The sequence below is a fragment of the Microbacterium sp. Leaf179 genome (assembly GCF_001423785.1).
Classification (GTDB): domain Bacteria; phylum Actinomycetota; class Actinomycetes; order Actinomycetales; family Microbacteriaceae; genus Microbacterium.
This window is the reverse complement of the sequence record NZ_LMPH01000001.1, coordinates 1,626,901-1,650,770: the sequence shown is the minus strand read 5'-3', so window position 1 is coordinate 1,650,770 and position 23,870 is coordinate 1,626,901. Positions and strand designations below refer to the sequence as shown.

Here is a 23,870-nt window from a genome sequence, read left to right as displayed (position 1 = left end):
GACCACGAACACGAAATGTGCCCGTAAATGCGRAATGGCCACCCAACATTGGGTGGCCATTCCGACTAAAAGAAGTCCGGCGGTGTCCTACTCTCCCACAGGGTCCCCCCTGCAGTACCATCGGCGCTGAGAGGCTTAGCTTCCGGGTTCGGAATGTAACCGGGCGTTTCCCTCTCGCTATGGCCGCCGAAACACTATTGATGTTTCAAAAACCAACAACGACATSATCATTGTTGAGTTCCCGACCGTACATCGAGAACCACTCAGTGGACGCAAGCACCAAAAACGGTGTGTTATCAAGTCATCGGCTTATTAGTACCGGTCAGCTTCACGTATTGCTACGCTTCCACATCCGGCCTATCAACCCAGTAGTCTGGCTGGGAGCCTCTCGCCCCGAAGGGCATGGAAGTCTCATCTTGAGGCCGGCTTCCCGCTTAGATGCTTTCAGCGGTTATCCATCCCGAACGTAGCTAATCAGCGGTGCTCCTGGCGGAACAACTGACACACCAGAGGTTCGTCCAACCCGGTCCTCTCGTACTAGGGTCAGATCCTCTCAAACTTCCTACGCGCGCAGCGGATAGGGACCGAACTGTCTCACGACGTTCTAAACCCAGCTCGCGTACCGCTTTAATGGGCGAACAGCCCAACCCTTGGGACCTACTCCAGCCCCAGGATGCGACGAGCCGACATCGAGGTGCCAAACCATGCCGTCGATATGGACTCTTGGGCAAGATCAGCCTGTTATCCCCGAGGTACCTTTTATCCGTTGAGCGACAGCGCTTCCACAAGCCACTGCCGGATCACTAGTCCCGACTTTCGTCCCTGCTCGACCTGTCAGTCTCACAGTCAAGCTCCCTTGTGCACTTACACTCGCCACCTGATTGCCAACCAGGTTGAGGGAACCTTTGGGCGCCTCCGTTACATTTTGGGAGGCAACCGCCCCAGTTAAACTACCCACCAGGCACTGTCCCTGAACCGGATCACGGTCCTAAGTTAGATATCCAGAGTGACCAGAGTGGTATTTCAACAATGACTCCACACTCACTGGCGTGAATGCTTCACAGTCTCCCACCTATCCTACACAAGCCACACCGAACACCAATACCAAGCTGTAGTAAAGGTCACGGGGTCTTTCCGTCCTGCTGCGCGTAACGAGCATCTTTACTCGTAATGCAATTTCGCCGAGTTCGCGGTTGAGACAGTTGGGAAGTCGTTACGCCATTCGTGCAGGTCGGAACTTACCCGACAAGGAATTTCGCTACCTTAGGATGGTTATAGTTACCACCGCCGTTTACTGGGGCTTAAATTCTCAGCTTCGCCTTACGGCTAACCGGTCCTCTTAACCTTCCAGCACCGGGCAGGCGTCAGTCCGTATACATCGTCTTGCGACTTGGCACGGACCTGTGTTTTTAGTAAACAGTCGCTACCCACTAGTCTCTGCGGCCACCACACCCTTTCGGAGCAAGTCCTAATAAGTGGATGGCCCCCCTTCTCCCGAAGTTACGGGGGCATTTTGCCGAGTTCCTTAACCACGATTCTCTCGATCTCCTTGGTATTCTCTACCTGACCACCTGAGTCGGTTTGGGGTACGGGCGGCTTGAACCTCGCGTCGATGCTTTTCTTGGCAGCATAGGATCACCCACTTTTTATCCGCATCGTGTCTCAGCCTCAATGAGTGACGGATTTGCCTATCACTCGGCCTACGCACTTGCACCAGGACTACCATCGCCTGGCTTGGGCTACCTTCCTGCGTCACACCTGTTAATACGCTAGCCGCACCAGCATGGGGTCGAGCGTTCACACAGACGTCCATCACCCCGAAGGGATCCAAACAATTCTGAGCTAGGACTCTTAGCACCACTGGATTRACTTGGGCGGTTCTTCGCCGGTACGGGAATATCAACCCGTTGTCCATCGACTACGCCTGTCGGCCTCGCCTTAGGTCCCGACTTACCCAGGGAAGATTAGCTTGACCCTGGAACCCTTGGTCTTTCGGAGGACGTGTTTCTCACACGTCTTTCGCTACTCATGCCTGCATTCTCACTCGTGTGGCGTCCACGGCTGGGTCACCCCGCCGCTTCACTCGCCACACGACGCTCTCCTACCCATCAACACGGCTGGACCACGAAGGCCTACCAAAAATGCTAATGCCACAACTTCGGTGGCGTGCTTGAGCCCCGTTACATTGTCGGCGCGGAATCACTTGACCAGTGAGCTATTACGCACTCTTTCAAGGGTGGCTGCTTCTAAGCCAACCTCCTGGTTGTCAAAGCAACTCCACATCCTTTCCCACTTAGCACGCGCTTAGGGACCTTAGTTGGTGGTCTGGGTTGTTTCCCTCTCGACTATGAAGCTTATCCCCCACAGTCTCACTGCTGCGCTCTCACTTACCGGCATTCGGAGTTTGGCTGACGTCAGTAACCTTGTAGGGCCCATCGGCCATCCAGTAGCTCTACCTCCGGCAAGAAACACGCAACGCTGCACCTAAATGCATTTCGGAGAGAACCAGCTATCACGAAGTTTGATTGGCCTTTCACCCCTATCCACAGCTCATCCCCTCAGTTTTCAACCTAAGTGGGTTCGGTCCTCCACGACGTCTTACCGTCGCTTCAACCTGGCCATGGATAGATCACTTCGCTTCGGGTCTAGAACACGCGACTCAAACGCCCTATTCAGACTCGCTTTCGCTACGGCTACCCCACACGGGTTAACCTCGCCACGTATCACTAACTCGCAGGCTCATTCTTCAAAAGGCACGCTGTCACCCCTACTAAGGAGGCTCCAACGGTTTGTAAGCAAACGGTTTCAGGTACTATTTCACTCCCCTCCCGGGGTACTTTTCACCTTTCCCTCACGGTACTTGTCCGCTATCGGTCATCTGGGAGTATTTAGGCTTATCAGGTGGTCCTGACAGATTCACACGGGATTTCTCGGGCCCCGTGCTACTTGGGATACTTCTCACGCCAAGAACAGGCATTTCGACTACGGGGTTCGCACCCTCTATGACCGGCCATTCAAAACCGTTCGTCTATACCTACTTGTAACGTCGACTGCTCGGCAGAACAATCAGAAAAGTCCCGCAACCCCCAACGTGCAACACCTGCCGGCTATCACACACGCTAGGTTTAGCCTCTTCCGGTTTCGCTCGCCACTACTTACGGAATCGCTTTTGCTTTCTCTTCCTGTGGGTACTGAGATGTTTCACTTCCCCACGTTCCCTCTACCCGCCCTATATATTCAGGCGGGAGTCACCAGGTCGGCACGCCGCCCAGCGGGGTTTCCCCATTCGGACACCCTCGGATCAAAACTCGCTTATCAGTTCCCCGAGGCTTATCGCAGATTGCTACGTCCTTCTTCGGCTCCAGATGCCAAGGCATTCACCGTTTGCTCTTAAAGACTTGAAATCACATGAGTTGAATCGTCAAAAAATTGACTAATGATCTTTAAGATCATCTTCACCACACAACCCCGAAGAGTTGCATGGAAGATGCTCGCGTCCACTGTGTAGTTCTCAAAGTACGGGCGGTACCCCACCCCAACCACCGGAACACCGGCGCCGAGACGAGGCCCACAAGGAAACAGCCACCAACCACCCCAGCCCAAAGACTGACGCAATCAGCGCCCGGCCCCTCAGGACCCAACAGCGTGCATGTACTACCCGAACCAACCCCATCCCGTTCCCACCGCAAGCGGTGTACTGAGGACGAAGAAAACCCGAACAGCACCCCATCAAATGTTCCACCCATGAGCTACCGGCAGACACATTCGGTCTGATCCGGCGCCTGGACACCACACGCTCCAAAGAACCCGTGATGCCAGATGCTCCTTAGAAAGGAGGTGATCCAGCCGCACCTTCCGGTACGGCTACCTTGTTACGACTTAGTCCTAATTACCGATCCCACCTTCGACGGCTCCCTCCACAAGGGTTGGGCCACCGGCTTCAGGTGTTACCGACTTTCATGACTTGACGGGCGGTGTGTACAAGACCCGGGAACGTATTCACCGCAGCGTTGCTGATCTGCGATTACTAGCGACTCCGACTTCATGAGGTCGAGTTGCAGACCTCAATCCGAACTGGGACCGGCTTTTTGGGATTCGCTCCACCTCACGGTATTGCAGCCCTTTGTACCGGCCATTGTAGCATGCGTGAAGCCCAAGACATAAGGGGCATGATGATTTGACGTCATCCCCACCTTCCTCCGAGTTGACCCCGGCAGTATCCCATGAGTTCCCACCATTACGTGCTGGCAACATAGAACGAGGGTTGCGCTCGTTGCGGGACTTAACCCAACATCTCACGACACGAGCTGACGACAACCATGCACCACCTGTTTACGAGTGTCCAAAGAGTTGACCATTTCTGGCCCGTTCTCGTATATGTCAAGCCTTGGTAAGGTTCTTCGCGTTGCATCGAATTAATCCGCATGCTCCGCCGCTTGTGCGGGTCCCCGTCAATTCCTTTGAGTTTTAGCCTTGCGGCCGTACTCCCCAGGCGGGGAACTTAATGCGTTAGCTGCGTCACGGAAACCGTGGAATGGTCCCCACAACTAGTTCCCAACGTTTACGGGGTGGACTACCAGGGTATCTAAGCCTGTTTGCTCCCCACCCTTTCGCTCCTCAGCGTCAGTTACGGCCCAGAGATCTGCCTTCGCCATCGGTGTTCCTCCTGATATCTGCGCATTCCACCGCTACACCAGGAATTCCAATCTCCCCTACCGCACTCTAGTCTGCCCGTACCCACTGCAGACCCGAGGTTGAGCCTCGGGATTTCACAGCAGACGCGACAAACCGCCTACGAGCTCTTTACGCCCAATAATTCCGGATAACGCTTGCGCCCTACGTATTACCGCGGCTGCTGGCACGTAGTTAGCCGGCGCTTTTTCTGCAGGTACCGTCACTTTCGCTTCTTCCCTGCTAAAAGAGGTTTACAACCCGAAGGCCGTCATCCCTCACGCGGCGTTGCTGCATCAGGCTTCCGCCCATTGTGCAATATTCCCCACTGCTGCCTCCCGTAGGAGTCTGGGCCGTGTCTCAGTCCCAGTGTGGCCGGTCACCCTCTCAGGCCGGCTACCCGTCGACGCCTTGGTGAGCCATTACCTCACCAACAAGCTGATAGGCCGCGAGCCCATCCCAGACCGAAAAATCTTTCCAAACACGACCATGCGATCACGTCTCATATCCAGTATTAGACGCCGTTTCCAGCGCTTATCCCAGAGTCCAGGGCAGGTTGCTCACGTGTTACTCACCCGTTCGCCACTGATCCACCAAGCAAGCTTGGCTTCACCGTTCGACTTGCATGTGTTAAGCACGCCGCCAGCGTTCATCCTGAGCCAGGATCAAACTCTCCGTAAAAGAAAAATGCCCACCCAACCGGAATAAGGTCAAGGCAAGCGAGTTCAATCTGACCAAACAGGAAGTCAAAACTGACTATCCAGATGCCAACCCCCAAAAAGAGGATTGGACTTTGATCCAAAGGAATTCTCGCGATCCGAAGACCAACGAGGATANAACAGGAAGTCAAAACTGACTATCCAGATGCCAACCCCCAAAAAGAGGATTGGACTTTGATCCAAAGGAATTCTCGCGATCCGAAGACCAACGAGGATAAAATTGGCATTTGACAAGTGCACGCTGTTGAGTTCTCAAGGAACGGACGCACCCACAGAAACAATCTCTCGACCTACCCGTGAGGCAATACGCCTAACACCACCGACACAACCACAACACCACGCCCGAAGACGACCAGTGAAGGATCTACACGCCGAGTGGCAGGATCCCAACCATAGACCAGAGAACCGAAACTCTCAAGACCACAGATCAGGAAGTGGTTCGCTACATGAGGGGCTGCGGGGCCTTTCGGCCGCTCCGCTCTCCCCTGTGGGGCGAACAAGTAAAAGATTACGTGCGACACCCCGACTCAGCCAATCCAGCCACATCCCGGGCGTGTCGCACCCCCACACCCNGCTGCCTGAGTGGAAGGAAGTGGTTCGCTACATGAGGGGCTGCGGGGCCTTTCGGCCGCTCCGCTCTCCCCTGTGGGGCGAACAAGTAAAAGATTACGTGCGACACCCCGACTCAGCCAATCCAGCCACATCCCGGGCGTGTCGCACCCCCACACCCGCGGAAACACGCGGGAAACGACGAAGGCCCGCACGACGTGGAACGTCGCCGGGCCCGTGCTGCCGGATCGATCAGACGCGGAGAGCAGCGCTCGAAAACTGCAGCGCAGCCTCGGTGTGTCCACCGGTGAACTCGATCCCGCCGAAGAACATCGCGCCGATGACGAGGGCGAACACGAACGCGATCGACAGGAACAGCACGGCGACGCCGGCGAGGGTGATCAGAAGGGGAAGTCGAGAAGCCATGGATCCATCTTGCCCTGTCCTGCGCCCGGGAAACCAGGGCTTGTCCCCACCGACGACCGAAGGCCGACACCTCCGAAGAGGTGCCGGCCTTCGATGTGAAGCGGTGATCAGCGACCGGAGAGCTTCTCGCGAAGCGCAGCCAGCGACTCGTCATCGGCCAGCGTGCCCTGGGCGGGCGACTCCGACGAGAACGAGCCACCGAACGTACCGGCGTCGGTCGGGTTCGCAGCCTCGGCCTCGAGAGCCTTGGCAACGGCGGCCTTGTGGGCCTCCCAACGACCCTGGGCAGCGGCGTACTCCTGCTCCCACTGCTCGCGCTGGGTGTCGAAGCCCTCGAGCCATGCACCCGACTCGGGGTCGAAGCCCTCGGGGTACTTGTACTCGCCACGCTCGTCGTACTCGGTGGCCATGCCGTACAGCGCCGGGTCGAACTCGGTGCCGTTGGGGTCGACCGACTCGTTGGCCTGCTTGAGCGACAGCGAGATGCGACGACGCTCGAGATCGATGTCGATGATCTTGACGAAGACCTCTTCGCCGACCGACACGACCTGCTCGGCGAGCTCGACGTGCTTGCCCGACAGCTCGGAGATGTGCACGAGGCCCTCGATGCCGTCGGCCACGCGGACGAACGCACCGAACGGAACGAGCTTGGTGACCTTGCCCGGAGCGATCTGACCGATCGCGTGGGTACGGGCGAACACCTGCCACGGGTCTTCCTGCGTCGCCTTGAGCGAGAGCGACACGCGCTCGCGATCGAGGTCGACCTCGAGGATCTCGACGGTGACTTCCTGGCCCACCTCGACGACCTCGGAGGCGTGCTCGATGTGCTTCCACGAGAGCTCGGAGACGTGCACGAGGCCGTCCACGCCGCCCAGGTCGACGAACGCACCGAAGTTGACGATCGACGAGACCGTGCCCTTGCGGACCTGGCCCTTGTGCAGGTTGTTGAGGAACGTGGTGCGCGACTCGGACTGCGTCTGCTCGAGCAGGGCGCGGCGCGAGAGCACGACGTTGTTGCGGTTCTTGTCGAGCTCGAGGATCTTCGCCTCGATCTCCTGGCCGAGGTACGGCGTGAGGTCGCGGACACGGCGCAGCTCGATGAGCGATGCCGGGAGGAAGCCACGGAGGCCGATGTCGACGATGAGACCACCCTTGACGACCTCGATCACGGAACCGGTGACAACACCGTCGTTCTCCTTGATCTTCTCGACGTCGCCCCACGCACGCTCGTACTGTGCGCGCTTCTTGGACAGGATCAGGCGGCCTTCCTTGTCCTCCTTCTGGAGAACGAGGGCCTCGACGTGGTCGCCGACGTTGACGACCTCGTTGGGGTCGACGTCGTGCTTGATCGAGAGCTCGCGGGAGGGGATGACACCCTCGGTCTTGTAACCGACGTCGAGGAGGACCTCGTCGCGGTCGATCTTCACGACGGTGCCCTCGATGAGGTCTCCGTCGTTGAAGAACTTGAGCGTCTTCTCGACCGCGGCCAGGAAGTCTTCGGCGGAGCCGATGTCGTTGATCGCGACCTGCTTGATAGCGGGGGCGGTCGTTGCGGTAGTCATGTAGTGGGTTGTCCTAGTGGGTTTGGTATCGGGCTCCGACTCCTGCGCCCAGAGATCAGGGAGACCCGGGCCGTCGGCACTCGGCCGCCCGAGGGCGAACGGATGCCATGAGTCGAAGCAGAGCGGATTGTGTGATGCGGTGCCACGGGGTCGAACGAGAACGGTCGAAGCCCCAGGAGTGACACTCCAGCCTAGCGCACCCATCCACTCGGCACGGTGGTCCGCTCGCGCCCCGTGCGGAATGCGGGCCACGGCATTCGGATTCAGCCTCGGATCGGCAGTTTTGCCCGTGCTGTGACCCGACGTCTGCCCAGGTGGCATCCAGACTGGCATGCCAGGCTCCCGGTTTTGTGCCCGCTGGACGCGGGCCGGACGTGCGACACCCGCGCCGTCCCCTCTACGTGAAACCGGTTCTATGCGCTCTGATTCGACACCCCTGTCCAACCGCCGTGCCCGCCGTATCGCCTCCCGCCGCTCGCGTCGTCGCCCCGTGCTGACGGTCGGGGCGCTCGTCGTCGGCGTCTTGGCCGCCGCCACCCTGACCGGCACCGCTCCGGCCGCGACGGCCTCGCCCGCCGACCTGTCGACCGCGACGTTCACTCTCGCCTCGACCACCACTCCGACGGCCCTCTCGGTCTCGGCCGGCCCCGAGGCCTACGAGGCACGTGCCGCCACCGCCACCGCCACTCAGACCCTCGCCGCGGCGACGGCCGTGCAGAACGACATCGCGGCATCGGGTCTCGACATCGGCCAGCCGGCCGTCGTCGACACCACCGCTCTCGAGCAGGCGACCGATCGACTCGAGGACGCCGCGGTGCTCCCGCCCGCCTTCCTGCCCGAGATCTCCGACAGCGTCTCGGCTCTGACGACGACCGTCGACCAGCGCGTCGCGGAACTGCGCGGCGGTCTCGACGCCGCGATCGCGAAGAAGGCCGAAGAAGAAGCTGCCGAGAAGGCCCGCCAGGAGGCGGAGGCCGCCGCGGCCGCCGCGGAGAAGGCCGCGGCCGAGGCGCGCGAGTCGTCGTCGTCGGGCAGCGGAAGCGGCGGCGGCAACACCGGCGGTGGCGGCGGTGCGTACGTCCCCGCCCCGTCGGGCGGAGGCACCGGCGACAACAGCGTGTCCGGAGCGCGGGCCAGCGCCCGCGCCATGCTCGGCAACTACGGGTGGGGCGACGACCAGTTCGGCTGCCTCGTGTCGCTGTGGAACAAGGAATCGGGCTGGAACTACCAGGCTTACAACGGCGGCAGCGGTGCCTACGGCATTCCGCAGGCCCTGCCCGGCAGCAAGATGTCGTCGGCCGGCGGCGACTGGCAGACCAACGCCGCCACCCAGGTCGCGTGGGGCCTCGGCTACATCTCGGGCCGCTACGGCAGCCCGTGCGGCGCCTGGTCGCACTCGCAGTCGGTCGGCTGGTACTGACCCCGGCGCGCTGATCGGCCTCGACCGGTCAGCGCCACCGCACCATCGAGCGCGTCGCCGCGGAGGATCTTCCACGGCGGCGCGCTTCGCTGAGCAGCGGAAGATTCTCGGCCGACGTCAGCTCGTGGAGCACGACGGGTCCGACCCTGCGCCGCCACTCCCCCGCGAATCGGACGGCGTCTTCCCGACGGCGCGCGATGCGCGACGGCACGGGGAGGAAATCGCGCGAGGTCGTCGGCGAGGCGCGATCGAGCACCGCGCGGACGATCCAGGGGCCGCCGCGGTCGATCTCGAGCACGAAGCGCGGTGAGCGGATCGGGCCGTACAGCTCGTCGAGGGCCGCCGCGAAGGTGCGTTGATCCTCCGGGGCCGCCTGTGGAATCCGCACGTCGAGTCGCACGCGTCGGGCGTCGACGCCGGTGCCCGTCACGACCGGGGTGCCCGATACCGAGGCGACACGGTCGGTCGTCACGAGCGACTCCCAGACCACCTCCGCCATGCGGCGGTGCGATTCGACGGCGTCGACCGCCTGTCGGCGGACGTTCGCCCACGCTCGTCCGAGAGGAACCGCGAGCCACACGCCGGTCGCTGTGGCAGCGAGGGCGATCACCGTGCCCACCGCGGACGGCAGAAGGAACGCCGCCGCCACGAGTAATGCCGCAACAGCCAGGGTGCCTGCGAAGACCGCGCCGAGAGACCGTGCCGCGCCGACGGTCGTGCGGAACACGGGCGTCGCCCGATCCCGCTCCAGAACCGTCGACACCTCTTCCCGATCGTCGTACGGCTCGCCGATCCGCCACTCGAGACGCGTCTGCGCGCGGGGCGGAACGCTGCGCAATCCGTCGACGTCGGCGAGGGCCACCCCCGGGACCTTCGCGATGACGTCGCTCAGGGCGCGGCGGCGGGCGACATCGAGGGCGGCACCGAGCCCACGGACGATCTGCGTGGAGTCGTCGGCGTCGAGCCCCCACAGCCGTGCGTGTTTGCGGCGGAGGCGGGCGGCATCCGGTTGCGCCTCCAAGCCCACCGAAGGAGGGAGGACCGCCGTCACGGTCCAGTTGTGCGCGACCTTCTCGGCCCAGTCGGGGTCGAGGCGCAGGGTGCGTCCGCGCAGTTGCTGCGTGGCCGCCGCGGTGGCGACCATGCTCAGATCGATCAGCGTGTTGACCGCCGGGCAATCCCATCCCTCGCCGAACAGGCCACGGGTCCCCACGACGACGTGGATCACCCCGCGGTCCAGCAGGCGGGAGGCAGCGCCCACGATCCCGCTCCCCCCGATCCCCCGCACGACGGCGACCTGAGCGTCGTCGTCGCTCGCCTCGGCCGAGACCTCGACCCCGAGTTCCGCCGACAGCGCGGGCAGCAGCGTCGACGCGTCGCGCGCCGCGATGCGCACGGTCGAGGAGGTGACGAGGAGGGCACGGAGGCCGGAGGTCGCGGCATCCGTCACCAGGACCGAGAACGTCCGCACGGCGCCGGCTCCGCCCAGGAGACCGCCGTGGACGTTCCCGTGCCGCACGAAATCGGTGACGACGAGGGCTCGGAGTCGATCGTCGCCCACCTCCCGCCGCTCGAGCGCGAGGATGTCGCACGCCCCCCGGTCCTTCGCCGACGACGACGCCAGGACCGTGTCGATCGGGTCGCGCGTGCGGCGGATGCCGCGATCGGTGAGGGCGTATCCGAAGTCGGCCAGGACGCGGCGGATCCGCCGCCACTCGTCGGCGCGCTCGGGATCGGGCAGCACCCGATCGAGCGCGTACCGCCCGAGAAGACGCAAGGTCTCGTCGGTGGTCGGTGGGCGCTGCGCGACGGCCGGGAGGCGGGCGATCACCGGGTCGTCGGGAACGACGAGCGACAGCATGGCCGCCGCGGCCTCGGCGGCGGGGAAATCGTCGGCGAACGCGGCCGCGAGGCGGCGATCGAGCGCATCGGGGACGGCCCCCGGCGCGGGCGGGGCGAGCGGATCGGTCGGGGCCGGCGCAGCGAGGGGCGGCTGGAGCACGTCGAGCAGGAAGGCGCGGCCGGGTCCCCCCGCGAAGGTGGTGCGCAGCGACACCTGCAGGGCCTCGGCGTGCGCGGAGAGGAAGAGCTGCTCCTCGGGTGTCGGCTCGACGACGTGCACGAGATCGCGGTAGGGCGCGAGATCCCCCTCCCGCACGACCGCCGGCACCGGCACCTCGAGATCGACCTCGCCGAGCAGCGACACGTAGTTGTCGTATTCGTCGGCGTCGTCGGGAGACGGGAGCGTCGCCGTCAGTCCGATGACCAGCGGCTCGCGTCCCCCCGCGCGGATACGGGCGAGCAGCGCGGCGACGACGAGCGCCCAGTGGTCGAGCAGGTGGTGGCATTCGTCGAGCACGACCGTCTCGACCCCGGCCTCGACGAGCCGGTCGAGCAGGGCGCGGGCGTTCGGGTGGAGCGCGGAGGCCAGAACATCGGCGTCCTCGCGGGCGAGAGACCGGCGGATCGACCGCGAACGCGAGCGGATGCCGCGCCGGTAGGCCGCGGGATTGCTCTCGGCGAGGGCGCGGAGCCACTCAGCCGCGGCCTCCGGCGTGCGGTCGTCGGCTTCGAGCTGGGTCTCCCACCGGCGATGCGCCAGCGCAGCGAAGGGCGAGGTCGCATCCTGCACGCTGATCGCCTGATACGTCAGCGCCGTGAGGTCGGCGGGCGCGGAGGGATCGTCGGACACCGCCGCATCGGACACCGCCGCATCGGACACCGCCGCGTCGGATGACGCGAGGCCCCTCGCCGCATCGACCCACTGCGCGCGGATGGCGGTGGTCGGGGCGAAGACGACGGTGCGCCGGCCGCGGCGCGCGGCGAGCAGCAGCCCGAGAAGCGTCTTGCCCGAGCCGGGAGGCGCGACCAGGTGCACAGGCGAACCGGCGTCGACGTCCACCCGGGCGAGCGCATCGGCCTGATACGCGCGCAGCGTGCCGTCGAAGCGCCACGCCGAGAGAGGGCGCGGGGTTTCGGGCGTCACCGGGCCAGTCTAGGTACGCGCCCACGAGCGGGCGGGAGCGGGCGCGAGCCCCGCGGAACAGGAGTCGGCGTGGATCTGCGCTGGTTGGACGCCCCCGCCGACGACGTGGCCGCCGCTCTCGCCGCCGCGGCGCCTCGACCACGGCCACCCTGGGTGCCCACCCGGCGGCAGATCGCGCTGCACGTCAACAACGGGTTCTTCCTGTGGTTCCTCTTCTTCGCGTTCCTGTCGATCGGCATCCGGGTCGACGGTGTGCAGGACGGCGTGGTGCGCGAGGCGGATGCCACGGCCTTCGTCGTGTCGTCGGTGATCGCCGCGCTGTGGCTCGCCGGAACGGCCGCGCTGTGGTGGTGGTCGCGGCAGCCGATGGCCTCGCGCACCCGTGTGCGTCACGGTCGCCGCGACCTCACCGCGCTGGCCAACGGGTACGAGCCGTCGCCCAGCTCCGCGGCGACGTTCTCGTCACTCGTCACCGATCACCGCCTCGGGGTGCGCGAGTATCCGCGGTTCGCCGCGGGGCGGGTCGAGTTCGGCACCGTGCGCCCCCGCACCGCGCGCTCGCGACCACGACAGTACGTCACCGTCACGCTCGCCTCGCCGCTCCCCCACCTCGTTCTCGATGCACGGGGCAACGACGGATGGGGCGCCGCCCTTCCGGCATCCATCGCCCGTCACCAGCGGATCTCGCTCGAGGGCGACTTCGACCGGACGTTCCGCACCTACTCCCCGCGCGGCTACGCCGGCGACGCGCTGTACGTGCTGACCCCCGACGTGATGGCGGGGCTCGTCGACCACGCGTCGGGCTTCGACGTCGAGGTCAAGGACGCCCGGGTCGTCTTCTTCCGCTCGGTCGACGCCGACTACACCCGCGCCGACGATTGGGAGAGCGTCGACGCCGTGCTCACCCACGTGGCGCCGAAGATCCTCGCGTTGTCGCACCGCTACGTGGACGAGCGCGTCGACGGGCAGGACGCCGTGCAGGTGTCACGGGCATCGCGGGACACGGCCGCATGGCGACCGCCCCACCCGATCATCGGACCGAGCGGGCGACGCCTGGACGCGCGCACCCCGCAGACGGGGTGGTGGCCCCTCGTCGGCAGAGTCGCCTGGGTGGTCTTCCGCACGGGCCTGTACGTCTTTCCGGCGATCTTCGCGTTCGCCGGGTTCATGTCGATCGTCGACGGGCGCTGAGACCACGCCGCACAGGGTCGTCCGAGGGGTCAGGCTCCGTTGCGGCGCGCGATGAAGCCGGCGAGCAGGGCGTGCGACAGCGGGACCACCGACACGATCATCAGGATCGTGCCGAGCACGGACTGCTCCACCTGCAGCAGCACGCCGCCGACGAGCAGGCCCGTGAACAGCACCGACGACACGACTCGACGGATCATGCGCTCGAGATCGCGCAGGCGACGCTCGATGCGCGGCGTCTCAACCGAGAGCGAGCCCTCCTCCAGGCGCGAGATGAGGTTGTCGGCCCGGCGCGGCAGGCGCGCGGTGACAGCGGCGACCGCTCCCACCTCGCGAACGAAGGCCTGAGCGGTGTTGCCGCTCTCTTCGCGGATCAGGCGCTGGGCGTAGGGCTCGACGGCATCCCAGATGTTGAAGGACGGGTCGAGCGCGCTGCACATTCCGCTGGTCAGCGACATGGCACGCACGATGAGGAGGAAGTTCTCGGGCAACTGGAACGGGAGGGCGCGCACCACGTCTCCGAACTCGATCGCGAACGACCGGAACTCGCGCGGATCGACCTCTTGGAGCTCGGCGAAACCCATTCCGCCGAAGCGCGAGAACAGCTGGGTCATCGCGCGTTCGAGCTGGATGGTGTCGGCGGAGGGCAGCAGCACCCCCACGTCGCGGATGCCGTCGACCAGGCCCTTGCCGTCACGCGAGGCCGCGGCGATCAACACGCGTCGAAGCCCCCGACGGAGGCTGGGAGGCACCTCGCCCATCATCCCGAAGTCGATGAACGTGAACCGCCAGGCCGGGGTGGCGGCATCCGGGGTCGAGACGGGCGTGACGAAGACGTTGCCGGGGTGCGGGTCGGCGTGGAAGAACCCGTCGTCGAAGAGCTGGTCGAACATGACGGCCGCGAAACGCGCCGCCACCTCGGACGGGTCGATGCCCGCCGCACGGAGCGCGTCGACGTCATTGATCTTGATGGCCGTGACGTCCTGCAGGGTCAGCACGCGACGGGTGGTGCGCTCCCACACGACCTCGGGCACCGCGACTCCCCCCTCGCCGCCGAAGTCGGCGGCGAAGCGCTCGGAGTTCGCGGCCTCGTGCAGGTAGTCGATCTCTTCGAGGCTGGTGATCGCGAACTCCTCGACGAGCGAGGGCATGTCGACGCGGTCGCGGACGAGCGCGACTTTACTCAGCCAGACGCCCACCTTGCGGAGCGCCCGCAGGTCGACGTCGACGATCCGGTCGATACCGGGGCGCTGGATCTTCAGCACCACCGCGCTCAGGCCCGTCTCGGCGGCCAGCTCGTCGGTGAGAGTGGCGCGGTGCGCCTGGCCCAGCGACGCCGCGGCGAGCGGACGCTCGTCGACCCGGGCGAAGGCCCGTTCCAACGGCATCCCCAGCTCGGCCTCGGCGCGGGCGCGCATCTGGGCGAACGGCACCGCCGGCACCTCGTCCTGCAGGCCCTCGAGCTGCTTGGTGATCGAGGGGGGCAGCACGTCGAGGCGCGACGACATGAACTGTCCGACCTTGATCATGAGACCGCCCAGGTCGACGGCCAGCACGTGGAAGCGCTGGGCGATGCGCTCGAGCCGCCGGGTGCGGCCCCGGGCGGAGATCCACCCGAGACCGAACCGCGGCAGGAACAGCTCATACCACCAGGCCTGCACGAGGTATCTCGCGGCGAACCGCGTGATCCGTCGGTAGCGGGCCTTCATGAGGGCGTCGTCGGTCATCGAATCTCCTGGATGCCGACGAGCGCTCCGCACGCGTCGAGCTCGAGCAATCTCAGCCCTGGGCGAGGATGGAGTAGAGCTTGCGACGCGCCTCGTCGAGGATCTCGACGGCCTGCGCGACCTGCTCCTTGTCGCCCGTGCGCGCGACCTGCGCCGCCGCCTGGGCCAGTTCGACGCCGGCCTTGGGCAGTGCCGTCATCCGGCCGCTGTCACGCGAGGTCGCGGACTCCCACGGCGCGGTGCGCTCGGTGGTCTCGTCTCCCGCGGCCGCGCGGCCCTCGGCGGTGAGCGAGTAGGTCTTGCGACCGTTGGACTCCTCGGACTGCACGAGTCCTTCGTCGGTCAGCAGCTGCAGGGTGGGGTACACCGAGCCGGGGCTCGGCTTCCACGATCCCCCGCTGCGGTCCTCGATCTCGCGGATGATCTGGTAGCCGTGCATGGGCTGCTCGATCAGGAGCGAGAGGACGGCCGAACGCACGTCGCCCTTGTTCATACGCGGGGCGGCGTTGGTCTTCTGCTCGAACTGCGTGCGCAACTGCTCCATCGCGTCGAGGATGTTGGACATCGGCCAGCCGGGGGTGTTGTTGCCGCCGCGTCCGCCGAACGCGTCTCCCAGGAATGAACCACTCATGACGACCTCCTTCGCGCGGACCCGATCTGGGCCAGCGATACATAACGATATATCGCTATCGGTCGGCGAAGGTCGCTCGCGGGCGAATTCTCAGTACCAGTTCACCGACTGCGAGTGCCCCCAGGCGCTGCACGGCGTGCCGTATCCGCGCGAGATGTAGTCGAGGCCCCACGCGATCTGGGTGGCGGCGTTGGTCTGCCAGTCGTCGCCGAACGACGCCATCTTGCTGCCCGGCAGCGACTGCGGGATCCCGGTCGCACCGCTGGAGTTGTACGCCTGGTAGTTCCAGCCCGATTCCTTCTGCCACAGCGACGAGAGGCACGAGAACTGGTCGCTTCCCCAGCCGTACTTCTGGGCCGAGAGCTGCGCCGCGTAGTCGCGCGCACCGTCGGGGGTGTTCACGCGGGCGAGCATCGCGGCGGCGTCCGCCTGTCGCTGCGCCTCGGCGGCGGCTGCGGCCTCGGCCTGTCGCTGCGCTTCGGCGGCGGCATCGGCGGCCGCCTTGGCGGCCTTCGCCTCGTCGAGGCTCCCCTGCACCTGCGCCACGCGCGCGGTGACGCGCTCGGTCTCGGCCTGCGCGTTCTGGCTCAGTGCGGGCACGAGCAGGACCGGCAGCAGGTCGGTCGAGTCGAGGCGCTCCACTGCGTCTTGGAGCGCGCTCGTGTCGATGGAGGCGTCGCCGATCGACAGCGGAAGGCCGGTCGTCGCGACATCGGCCTCGACGGCCGTTGCACTCGACAGCGCGGCCTGCGCCGCCGAGGTCGCGGTGGCGGCGCCGGTGCTGATGGCGTCGAGGGTCGGCGCCGTCGACACCGGTGCGGCGGTGCCGGGAGCAGAGAAGGAGGATGCCGAGGCATCGGGCAGCGACGTGGGCGCGGCGATCGCGAGCCCCGTGGTCGCCACGAGCCCGAAGGCGAGTCCGGCGCACGTGGCGGCGGTGACGAGGGTGCGACGGGCGCGGTGGACGTGGGCGAGCTTCAGGTCGGAACGCAGCAAGGAGGAATCTTTCGTCGGGGGCGCGACTCGTCGGGATCGAGAGCGAAATCGTGCCGTCGGGTCGGCACAAGTCCCCGAGTGTGGGTGGCGCTTCTGAGCGTTATCTCTTCGTTACCTGGGAGGGGCGTGAGAGCGCAGTGTCCTCGAACCACCCCTGGGCGGAGCCTGAGCGCGGCACCGGCGGGTGCATCGGGAGCGGAGCAATTTACGCCTGACCGGGATTTCCCTCACCGTTCGCGCGCCCCGACGGGGGTCGGCACCTCGCTCCACGGGCATCGCCAGCGCTCCCACGCGAAACGGGCCGATCCGCGAGCGAGAATTCTCGGCGGATCGGCCCGTTCGGCCGCGGTCGGCGGAATCGACCGTCAGGCTCGGTGCGCGCGGTAGTACTCGAGCAGGGCGGCGGTGGAGGCGTCTTGGGCGGCGAGGGCCTCGTCGTCGCCCTCGATCGCCGGAGCGATCTGGAGGGCCAACTGCTTGCCCAGCTCGACACCCCACTGATCAAAGGAGTTGATGCCCCAGATGGTGCCCTGCGTGAAGGTGATGTGCTCGTAGAGGGCGATGAGCTGGCCCAGCACCGACGGCGTCAGCGACGGCGCGAAGATCGACGTGGTCGGGCGGTTGCCCGGGAAGGTGCGTGCGGCGACGAGGGCGCCGGTCGTTCCTTCGGCCTCCACCTCTTCGGCGGTCTTGCCGAAGGCCAGGGCCTTGGTCTGGGCGAGGAAGTTCGCCAGGAACAGCCCGTGCACGTCGCGTCCGTTGTCGGCGAGCGGGTAGGCCGGGTTCGCGAAGGCGATGAAGTCGGCCGGGATGAGCCGCGTGCCCTGGTGGATCAGCTGGTAGAACGCGTGCTGACCGTTCGTGCCGGGCTCGCCCCAGAAGACCTCACCGGTGTCGGTGGTGACGGGAGTGCCGTCCCACCGGACCGACTTGCCGTTGGACTCCATCGTGAGCTGCTGCAGGTACGCCGCGAAGCGGTGCAGCTGCTGGGCGTACGGCAGGACGGCGTGCGACTGCGCGCCGAGGAAGTTGGTGTACCAGACGTTCAGAAGGCCCATCAGCACGGGCACGTTCTGCTCGACGGGCGTGGAGGCGACGTGCTCGTCGACGACGTGGAAGCCGGCGAGCAGCTCGCGGAACGCGTCGGGGCCGAGGGTGATCGCCAGCGACAGACCGATCGCCGAGTCGACGGAGTAGCGGCCGCCCACCCAGTCCCAGAAACCGAACGCGTTGGTCGGGTCGATGCCGAAGGCGGCGACCTTGTCGAGCGCCGTCGACACGGCGGCGAAGTGGTGGGCGACGGCGTCGGTGCGCGCGGCGTCGGTGTCGTCGATCGCCCCCGCTGCGGCGAGCTTCTGCCACAGCCAGTCGCGAGCGAGGCGGGCGTTGGTCAGGGTCTCGAGCGTGGTGAAGGTCTTGGACGCGACGATGAACAGCGTGGTCTCGGGGTCGAGATCAGCGGTCTTCTGCGCGATGTCGGTGGGGTCGATGTTGGAGACGAAGCGCGCGTGGATGCCGGCGTCGGCGTACGGAAGGAGGGCCTCGTAGACCATGACCGGACCGAGGTCGCTGCCGCCGATGCCGATGTTGACGACGGTGGTGACCTTCTTGCCGGTCACCCCGCGCCACTCGCCCGCCCGCACGCGATCGGCGAAGGCGCTCAGGCGGTCGAGCACCTCGTGCACGTCGTGATCGATCTGCTGGCCGTCTACCACGAGGGCAGGCGCGGCGCCCGCCGGGCGACGCAGGGCCGTGTGCAGCACCGCGCGGTCTTCGCTGGTGTTGAGGTGTCCGCCCCGCAGCATGTCGGCGAAGCGCTCGCGCACGCCCGTCTCGCCCGCGAGAGCGACGAGGGCGTCGAGCACCTCGGCGGTCACGAGGTTCTTGGACAGGTCGACGTGGAGGTCGCCGACGCTACGCGTCAGGGTGCTCGTGCGGTCGGCATCCGCGGCGAACCAGCCGCGCAGGTCGGGCTCGAAGGCGTCGCGCAGGGCGGTCAGTCGGGACCAGGCGGCGGTGGTGGTGGGGTCGATAGGCGCAGTCACGAACTCCACGCTAGCGATCCGGACGGCAGCGCACATCGCGGATGACGAAGCCGGAGGAACACGCTAATGATCAGCAGTGTGGGGAGAAGGGGTCGAGCCCGGGTCGGGGAGCGCGATCTCGCGCTCGGCATCCCACGGCTCGGTCCAGCCCAGGCGGTCGAACAGCCCGTCGAGCACCATCGCGGTGAACCCCCAGACCGTCTGCGGACCCCCGGCCGTCTCGAGCGAGAACGCAGGCCCCCTCCACTCCCGTCCGTCGCGGCGGATCACCGTCGACCCGCGACGAGCCGGGTCGAGCAGATCCGCGACGGGCGCGCGGAACACCTCGGCCGACTCGGCCCGGTCCACGGCGCGCACGGGCGTCGGACGCGACCACCAGCCGATCACCGGGGTGACCTCGTGCCGGGAGAACGCCAGGGGGACGGCGTCGAGCGCGCCCAGCACCTCGACCCCGGCCGGATCGAGCCCCGTCTCCTCTCGTGCTTCCCGCAGCGCCGCCGCCACGGCATCCGCATCGTCCGGGTCGACCCGCCCACCGGGGAAGGCCACCTGGCCGGGGTGGGCGCGCAGCGTGCTCGCCCGAGCCAGGAGCAGGACGTCGAGGTCGCTCGGAACGTGGGTCGCCCGTCGCCGACTCGGGATGCCGTCGAGCACGCCGAACAAGATGAGCACGGCCGCCGCGCGCGCCTCGCCCTCGACCGGCAGCGCCTGCAGGGCGGTGAAGGCGTCGGCGGGTGCCGGTCCGGTCCGCGGCCGACGGACGAGGTCTTGCAGTTGTGCGCGCGGCGAGGGCATGGATCGATTAGATCACCGCGCCCGCCGCTCGCTCAGCCGTTGCAGGCCCAGCCGTCGAGATCTCACCGTGAGGCGGTGGCGTTCAGGACGGTGAGGGTGGGGTGGGGTCCTCGTCGGTCAGCCGCGTCCGCCGGGAGCGGCGCCCGCGGTCGGGGTGGTGGTGCTGTCGACGCGGACGCCCAGGGCGACCGTCCAGCCGGCGGTGTTGTCGCCCGAGGCGGTGGCGAGCTCGAGCGCTCCCCCGTCGTCGCCGAACACGTTGTCGCTGGCGAGCGAGACGCGGGAGAGATTGGATGCCGACGAGGGATACGCCGCGTCCGCGTAGACGACGTCGCACGCGGCCTGCGGCAGGGCCACCTGCGAGGTCGCGATCGCCTGGGAGGCATGGGTGATGGCATCCCCGTTCGGGTACACCTCGAAGTGGATGTGGGGCCAGCGGCCGTCGTAGCAGCCGGGGAAGATCGAGGTGAACGACAAGACGCCGTCGGATCCGACGACCTGCACGCCCCGGAGGTACGTCTGGTCCTCGATGCCCGAGGAGTACATCGAGTAACGCCCCTGGGTGTCGCAGTGCCACACGTACACGGCGGCACCGGCGAAGGGCACGTCGCCGCCGGCGGTGTCGAGAATCGTGAGGTTCAGGGTCATGGGCACGCCCGTGGCCGCAGCGCCTCCGTCGAGGCTCGTGCGCAAGTCGCTGCGCACGATGCCGGACCGCTCGAGGACGTCGGGGCCGTTCGACCCGTCACCCGGGTAGGGCCCCGCGGTCTCGTCGGGGATCTCGCCGGCGGGCAGGGCGGCGGCCGCGCTCGCGGCCGAGGCGGTGGGTGTCGCCGAGGCGGTCGGAGTGGCGGTGGGCGTGGCGGTGGGGGTCGCCGTGGGCGTCGCCGTCCCGGTCGCGGCCGGGGTGCAGGCGGCGAGCGCGACCGCACCGGCACTGAGGGTGACGAGACCCAGGATGCCGCGGCGCGACACGAGCGTTCGGATGTCGAACGGTGCCCCCTGGTCGACGACCGGCTCGTCGGCACGGTCGAGCAGACGGCCCTCGTACGCGGGGCCGTCGGGGGTCATCTGGGTGTCGGGAATCCTGGTCATGGCCGCCTCCGGGTGTCGGGTGATGTCGATGGGTCGACTGTGCGCGACGCACCCTGTCCGAGACTTGACCGATCCTGTGCGCGAGCTATGCGATCCGCCGCCCCGCGATCGTCGCCCACGACCCGCGCGCGGAGTCCGCGTGTGAAGATGAACCGACAGGAGGTGGGCGATGTCCGAAACGCTGCACGCGGTGACGCTGGTCGTCGACATGCCCATCACCAAGATCGACGCGTTGGATGTCATCGCGCTCGCTGCCGACGGAGGGGTCGACGACGCCGGAACGGCGCGCCCCCGGGTCTGGTTGGCCCCGCACGCCTGGGCCGAGGTCGAGATCCCGAAGTTCGCCGATCCGCCGCCGTTCGCGATCGACGTCTACTCCGACGTGTCGGGTGAGATCGCCTGGGCGCAGGCTCGCCGGTTGCACGACGGCCTCGAGCGCCTCGGATGGAACGTCGGGCCGCCGCGCGCGGGAGTGCGCTGACCGCACGCGCGGGAGCCGTCCGCGCGGCGGCGACCCGCGACGGCTCGGCTCAGAGCGGCAGGTCCGCGAGCACGGCGCTGCGCTCCCAGAGCTGTCGCGCCACCACGGGGTCGTCGGCCAGCCGGTTGGTCTTGGCCGCCTTGTTGTTCGAGTAGAAGCCGCCGGGCACCCAGTCGACGCCCGGCTTGCCGAGGGCGAGCCAGGTCAGGCGCGCGCCGCCGACCGACGTCGACGTCATGAGGCGTTGGGCGAGAGGTCCGCCGTAGAGGAACTTCCACGGTCCGTCACTGGTCGATCCGAAGTTCGAGGCGATCACGCCCGGGTGGAAGGCCACGGCCGAGAGACCGGCGTCGCCGAAGCGGCGATTCAGCTCCTTGGTGAACAGCACGTTCGCCAGCTTCGCGTTGCCGTACGCCGCGGTCGAGGAGTAGCGGTGCTCTCCCTGCAGATCGTCGATGTCGAAGCGGGGGAAGAGCCTGGCCGCGGCGCTCGAGGTCTGGATCACCGACGCCTGCGACTCGATGAGCCGCTCGCGCAGCAGGTTCGTGAGCAGGAAGGGCGCGAGATGGTTCACCTGGAACGTGGTCTCGTAGCCGTCGGCCGTCAGGGTGCGCTCGCCGAACACGCCCCCGGCGTTGTTGGCGAGCACGTCGATGCGGGGGTAGCGCTCCAGAAGGGAGGCGGCGAGCTCGCGCACCTGCGACAGCTCGCTGAAGTCGGCGACGAACGACTCCACCCCGAGCGTGCGCGCCACCCGGGCGGTCTTCTCGGGGTTGCGCCCGACCACCACCACTTCCTCGCCGAGCTGGGCGAGTTGTTTCGCGGACGCGGCGCCGATGCCGTCGCTGGCGCCGGTGATGACGATGGTGCGGGTCATGCGAACCTCCTGGTCGATGTCGTCACGCTAGTGCGGGCACCGGTGACAACCGCGGGGCTTGCCCTCGGCATCCGCCCTCCCCGACAACTCACAGCCCGCTCCCAGCCCCGCGGGACCAAAACCGGCGGCGACGACGTTCTTCCCCGTGTCGCCCGATTCCGGGCGTCTGAACGAGAGGACACACCCGTGAGCACGGAGTACCGGAAGACGTCGGAGGCGTTGAGCCGTCTCACCGACCGCCAGTTCGCCGTCACGCAGGACGACGCCACCGAGCCGCCGTTCCGCAACGAGTACTGGGACAACCACGAGGACGGGATCTACGTCGACGTCGTGTCGGGGCAGCCCCTGTTCTCGTCGAGGGACAAATTCGAGAGCGGTTCGGGCTGGCCGAGCTTCACCCGCCCCCTCGACGACGCCGCCGTCGTCGAGAAGAAGGACCGCACCCTGTGGATGACGCGCACCGAGGTGCGCTCCTCCGGAGCGGACAGCCACCTCGGGCACCTGTTCGACGACGGCCCCCGCGATGCCGGCGGGCTGAGATACTGCATGAACTCGGCGGCGATGCGTTTCGTGCCGGTCAGCGAGCTCGAAGCCCAGGGGTACGGCGCGTACCTCCCCCTGTTCCGCGAGAGCCCCGCCTCGTGAACCTCTTCCCGTTCCGCAACCGCAAAAGGAGCACCACCATGACCAGCGGACCTTCCGACACCGGCGAGATCACCCGCCGCCCCGGCACCGAGACCGCCGTCCTCGCGGGCGGCTGCTTCTGGGGTGTCGAAGACCTCATCCGTCGCCAGCCCGGCGTGCTCGACACGCGCGTCGGGTACACCGGCGGTCAGAACGAGCACGCCACTTACCGGAACCACCCCGGGCACGCCGAGGCCGTCGAGATCGTCTTCGATCCCACGCAGACGAGCTACCGCGACATCCTGGCGTTCTTCTTCCAGATCCACGACCCGTCGACGCTGAACCGTCAGGGCAACGACGTGGGCACGAGCTACCGCTCGGCGATCTTCCCGCTCTCCCCCGAGCAGGAGAAGGTCGCGCGCGACACGATCGCCGACGTCGACGCCTCGGGCATCTGGCCCGCGAAGGCCGTCACCACGATCGAGCCCGAGGCCGCGTTCTGGGAGGCCGAGCCCGAGCACCAGGACTACCTCGTGCGCATCCCCCACGGCTACACGTGCCACTTCGTGCGCCCCGGTTGGGTGCTGCCGAAGCGCGAGGAAGCCTCCGCGTAAGTCGCCTGACGAGGGCCCGGATGCCACGGCATCCGGGCCTTCGTCGTATCAGGCGAGCAGTTCGTCGAGCAGGCGCTGCACCCGGGTCTTGATGTCGTCGCGGATCGGCCGCACCTCGTCGAGGCCCTTTCCCGCCGGGTCGGTGAGCTCCCAGTCCTCGTAGCGCTTGCCGGGGAAGATCGGGCACGCGTCGCCGCAGCCCATGGTGATCACCGCGTCGGACGCGCGCACGTCATCGGTCAGCAGCAGCTGCGGCACCTCCGCGCTGATGTCGATGCCCTCCTCGGCCATCGCCGCGACCGCCATCGGGTTGAGCGTCGCGCCCGGGGCGCTGCCTCCGGACAGGACGGTGACGCGGTCGCCGCCGAGCGCGCGCGCGTAACCGGCGGCCATCTGGGAGCGTCCGGCGTTGTGGACGCAGACGAAGAGGACGGTGACGGATTCCATGCCCTCATCATCGCGCA

General features: G+C 66.7%; 16 protein-coding genes and 3 rRNA genes. 5 read left to right on the top strand and 14 right to left on the bottom strand.

What is annotated here, in order from left to right:
- Positions 1-74: 74 nt before the first annotated feature.
- The 5 genes from rrf to rpsA form a co-directional block, all read right to left on the bottom strand.
- Positions 75-191, bottom strand: a 5S ribosomal RNA gene (rrf, locus tag ASF96_RS07580).
- Between the two features lie 101 nt (positions 192-292).
- Positions 293-3,404: ribosomal RNA gene (locus tag ASF96_RS07575) — 23S ribosomal RNA — on the bottom strand.
- A gap of 426 nt (positions 3,405-3,830) precedes the next feature.
- Positions 3,831-5,352, bottom strand: a 16S ribosomal RNA gene (locus ASF96_RS07570).
- Together the 16S, 23S and 5S rRNA genes form the textbook arrangement of a ribosomal RNA operon.
- 839 nt (positions 5,353-6,191) lie before the next feature.
- Complete coding sequence (locus ASF96_RS16855) at positions 6,192-6,365, bottom strand: hypothetical protein (protein ID WP_156458758.1); 174 nt, start codon at positions 6,363-6,365, stop codon at positions 6,192-6,194.
- 107 nt (positions 6,366-6,472) lie between these two features.
- Positions 6,473-7,927 (bottom strand): 30S ribosomal protein S1, encoded by a 1,455-nt coding sequence (rpsA, locus tag ASF96_RS07565; RefSeq protein WP_055835770.1) that lies wholly within the window; start codon positions 7,925-7,927, stop codon positions 6,473-6,475.
- Between the two features lie 415 nt (positions 7,928-8,342).
- Here rpsA and ASF96_RS07560 point away from each other — a divergent pair, with 415 nt between their 5' ends.
- Positions 8,343-9,347: a lytic transglycosylase domain-containing protein gene (locus ASF96_RS07560; RefSeq protein ID WP_055937509.1), complete on the top strand. Its 1,005-nt coding sequence runs from the start codon at positions 8,343-8,345 to the stop codon at positions 9,345-9,347.
- 28 nt (positions 9,348-9,375) lie between these two features.
- Here ASF96_RS07560 and ASF96_RS07555 read toward each other — a convergent pair whose 3' ends face one another.
- On the bottom strand, positions 9,376-12,333 hold the full coding sequence (locus ASF96_RS07555) for a DEAD/DEAH box helicase family protein (RefSeq protein ID WP_055937506.1): 2,958 nt from the start codon (positions 12,331-12,333) through the stop codon (positions 9,376-9,378).
- Between the two features lie 69 nt (positions 12,334-12,402).
- On the opposite strand from ASF96_RS07555, the gene ASF96_RS07550 reads away from it, so the two are divergent.
- Positions 12,403-13,524, top strand: coding sequence for a hypothetical protein (locus tag ASF96_RS07550; RefSeq protein ID WP_055937503.1), 1,122 nt, complete (start codon positions 12,403-12,405; stop codon positions 13,522-13,524).
- Positions 13,525-13,553: 29 nt separating this feature from the next.
- Here ASF96_RS07550 and ASF96_RS07545 read toward each other — a convergent pair whose 3' ends face one another.
- The 6 genes from ASF96_RS07545 to ASF96_RS07520 all read right to left on the bottom strand — a co-directional run bounded on the left by ASF96_RS07545 (position 13,554) and on the right by ASF96_RS07520 (position 20,810).
- Positions 13,554-15,248 (bottom strand): ABC1 kinase family protein, encoded by a 1,695-nt coding sequence (locus ASF96_RS07545; RefSeq protein ID WP_055937501.1) that lies wholly within the window; start codon positions 15,246-15,248, stop codon positions 13,554-13,556.
- 52 nt (positions 15,249-15,300) lie between these two features.
- Entirely contained in the window at positions 15,301-15,879 is a 579-nt protein-coding gene (locus tag ASF96_RS07540) for a PadR family transcriptional regulator (protein WP_055835753.1), read from the bottom strand.
- 90 nt (positions 15,880-15,969) lie between these two features.
- Positions 15,970-16,875, bottom strand: a complete 906-nt coding sequence (locus ASF96_RS07535; protein WP_055937498.1) for a hypothetical protein — start codon at positions 16,873-16,875, stop codon at positions 15,970-15,972.
- A gap of 365 nt (positions 16,876-17,240) precedes the next feature.
- Positions 17,241-18,956, bottom strand: a complete 1,716-nt coding sequence (gene pgi / locus ASF96_RS07530) for a glucose-6-phosphate isomerase (protein WP_055937495.1) — start codon at positions 18,954-18,956, stop codon at positions 17,241-17,243.
- Positions 18,957-18,983: 27 nt separating this feature from the next.
- Positions 18,984-19,715 (bottom strand): NUDIX hydrolase, encoded by a 732-nt coding sequence (locus ASF96_RS07525; RefSeq protein ID WP_055937492.1) that lies wholly within the window; start codon positions 19,713-19,715, stop codon positions 18,984-18,986.
- Between the two features lie 117 nt (positions 19,716-19,832).
- Positions 19,833-20,810: a dioxygenase family protein gene (locus ASF96_RS07520; RefSeq protein ID WP_055937489.1), complete on the bottom strand. Its 978-nt coding sequence runs from the start codon at positions 20,808-20,810 to the stop codon at positions 19,833-19,835.
- Positions 20,811-20,979: 169 nt separating this feature from the next.
- Here ASF96_RS07520 and ASF96_RS07515 point away from each other — a divergent pair, with 169 nt between their 5' ends.
- Positions 20,980-21,291, top strand: coding sequence for a hypothetical protein (locus ASF96_RS07515; RefSeq protein WP_055835734.1), 312 nt, complete (start codon positions 20,980-20,982; stop codon positions 21,289-21,291).
- 49 nt (positions 21,292-21,340) lie between these two features.
- Here the strand turns inward: ASF96_RS07515 and ASF96_RS07510 are convergent, their stop codons facing one another.
- Complete coding sequence (locus tag ASF96_RS07510; protein ID WP_055835731.1) at positions 21,341-22,168, bottom strand: SDR family NAD(P)-dependent oxidoreductase; 828 nt, start codon at positions 22,166-22,168, stop codon at positions 21,341-21,343.
- A gap of 186 nt (positions 22,169-22,354) precedes the next feature.
- Here ASF96_RS07510 and msrB point away from each other — a divergent pair, with 186 nt between their 5' ends.
- Both msrB and msrA read left to right on the top strand, forming a co-directional pair.
- Complete coding sequence (gene msrB / locus ASF96_RS07505; protein WP_055937486.1) at positions 22,355-22,813, top strand: peptide-methionine (R)-S-oxide reductase MsrB; 459 nt, start codon at positions 22,355-22,357, stop codon at positions 22,811-22,813.
- A 38-nt stretch (positions 22,814-22,851) separates the two neighbouring features.
- On the top strand, positions 22,852-23,406 hold the full coding sequence (msrA, locus tag ASF96_RS07500; RefSeq protein ID WP_055835725.1) for a peptide-methionine (S)-S-oxide reductase MsrA: 555 nt from the start codon (positions 22,852-22,854) through the stop codon (positions 23,404-23,406).
- Between the two features lie 48 nt (positions 23,407-23,454).
- Here the strand turns inward: msrA and ASF96_RS07495 are convergent, their stop codons facing one another.
- Positions 23,455-23,853: an arsenate reductase ArsC gene (locus tag ASF96_RS07495; protein ID WP_055835721.1), complete on the bottom strand. Its 399-nt coding sequence runs from the start codon at positions 23,851-23,853 to the stop codon at positions 23,455-23,457.
- Positions 23,854-23,870 lie beyond the last annotated feature (17 nt).

Coding starts and splice junctions, on each gene's coding strand:
- ASF96_RS07545 (WP_055937501.1), bottom strand. CDS start 15,248: ATGACCGACGACGCCCTCATGAAGGCCCGCTACCGACGGATCACGCGG.
- ASF96_RS07525 (WP_055937492.1), bottom strand. CDS start 19,715: ATGCCCTCGCCGCGCGCACAACTGCAAGACCTCGTCCGTCGGCCGCGG.
- ASF96_RS07520 (WP_055937489.1), bottom strand. CDS start 20,810: ATGACCAGGATTCCCGACACCCAGATGACCCCCGACGGCCCCGCGTAC.
- ASF96_RS16855 (WP_156458758.1), bottom strand. CDS start 6,365: ATGGCTTCTCGACTTCCCCTTCTGATCACCCTCGCCGGCGTCGCCGTG.
- ASF96_RS07495 (WP_055835721.1), bottom strand. CDS start 23,853: ATGGAATCCGTCACCGTCCTCTTCGTCTGCGTCCACAACGCCGGACGC.
- ASF96_RS07515 (WP_055835734.1), top strand. CDS start 20,980: ATGTCCGAAACGCTGCACGCGGTGACGCTGGTCGTCGACATGCCCATC.
- pgi (WP_055937495.1), bottom strand. CDS start 18,956: ATGTGCGCTGCCGTCCGGATCGCTAGCGTGGAGTTCGTGACTGCGCCT.
- msrA (WP_055835725.1), top strand. CDS start 22,852: ATGACCAGCGGACCTTCCGACACCGGCGAGATCACCCGCCGCCCCGGC.
- ASF96_RS07540 (WP_055835753.1), bottom strand. CDS start 15,879: ATGAGTGGTTCATTCCTGGGAGACGCGTTCGGCGGACGCGGCGGCAAC.
- rpsA (WP_055835770.1), bottom strand. CDS start 7,927: ATGACTACCGCAACGACCGCCCCCGCTATCAAGCAGGTCGCGATCAAC.
- ASF96_RS07560 (WP_055937509.1), top strand. CDS start 8,343: ATGCGCTCTGATTCGACACCCCTGTCCAACCGCCGTGCCCGCCGTATC.
- ASF96_RS07510 (WP_055835731.1), bottom strand. CDS start 22,168: ATGACCCGCACCATCGTCATCACCGGCGCCAGCGACGGCATCGGCGCC.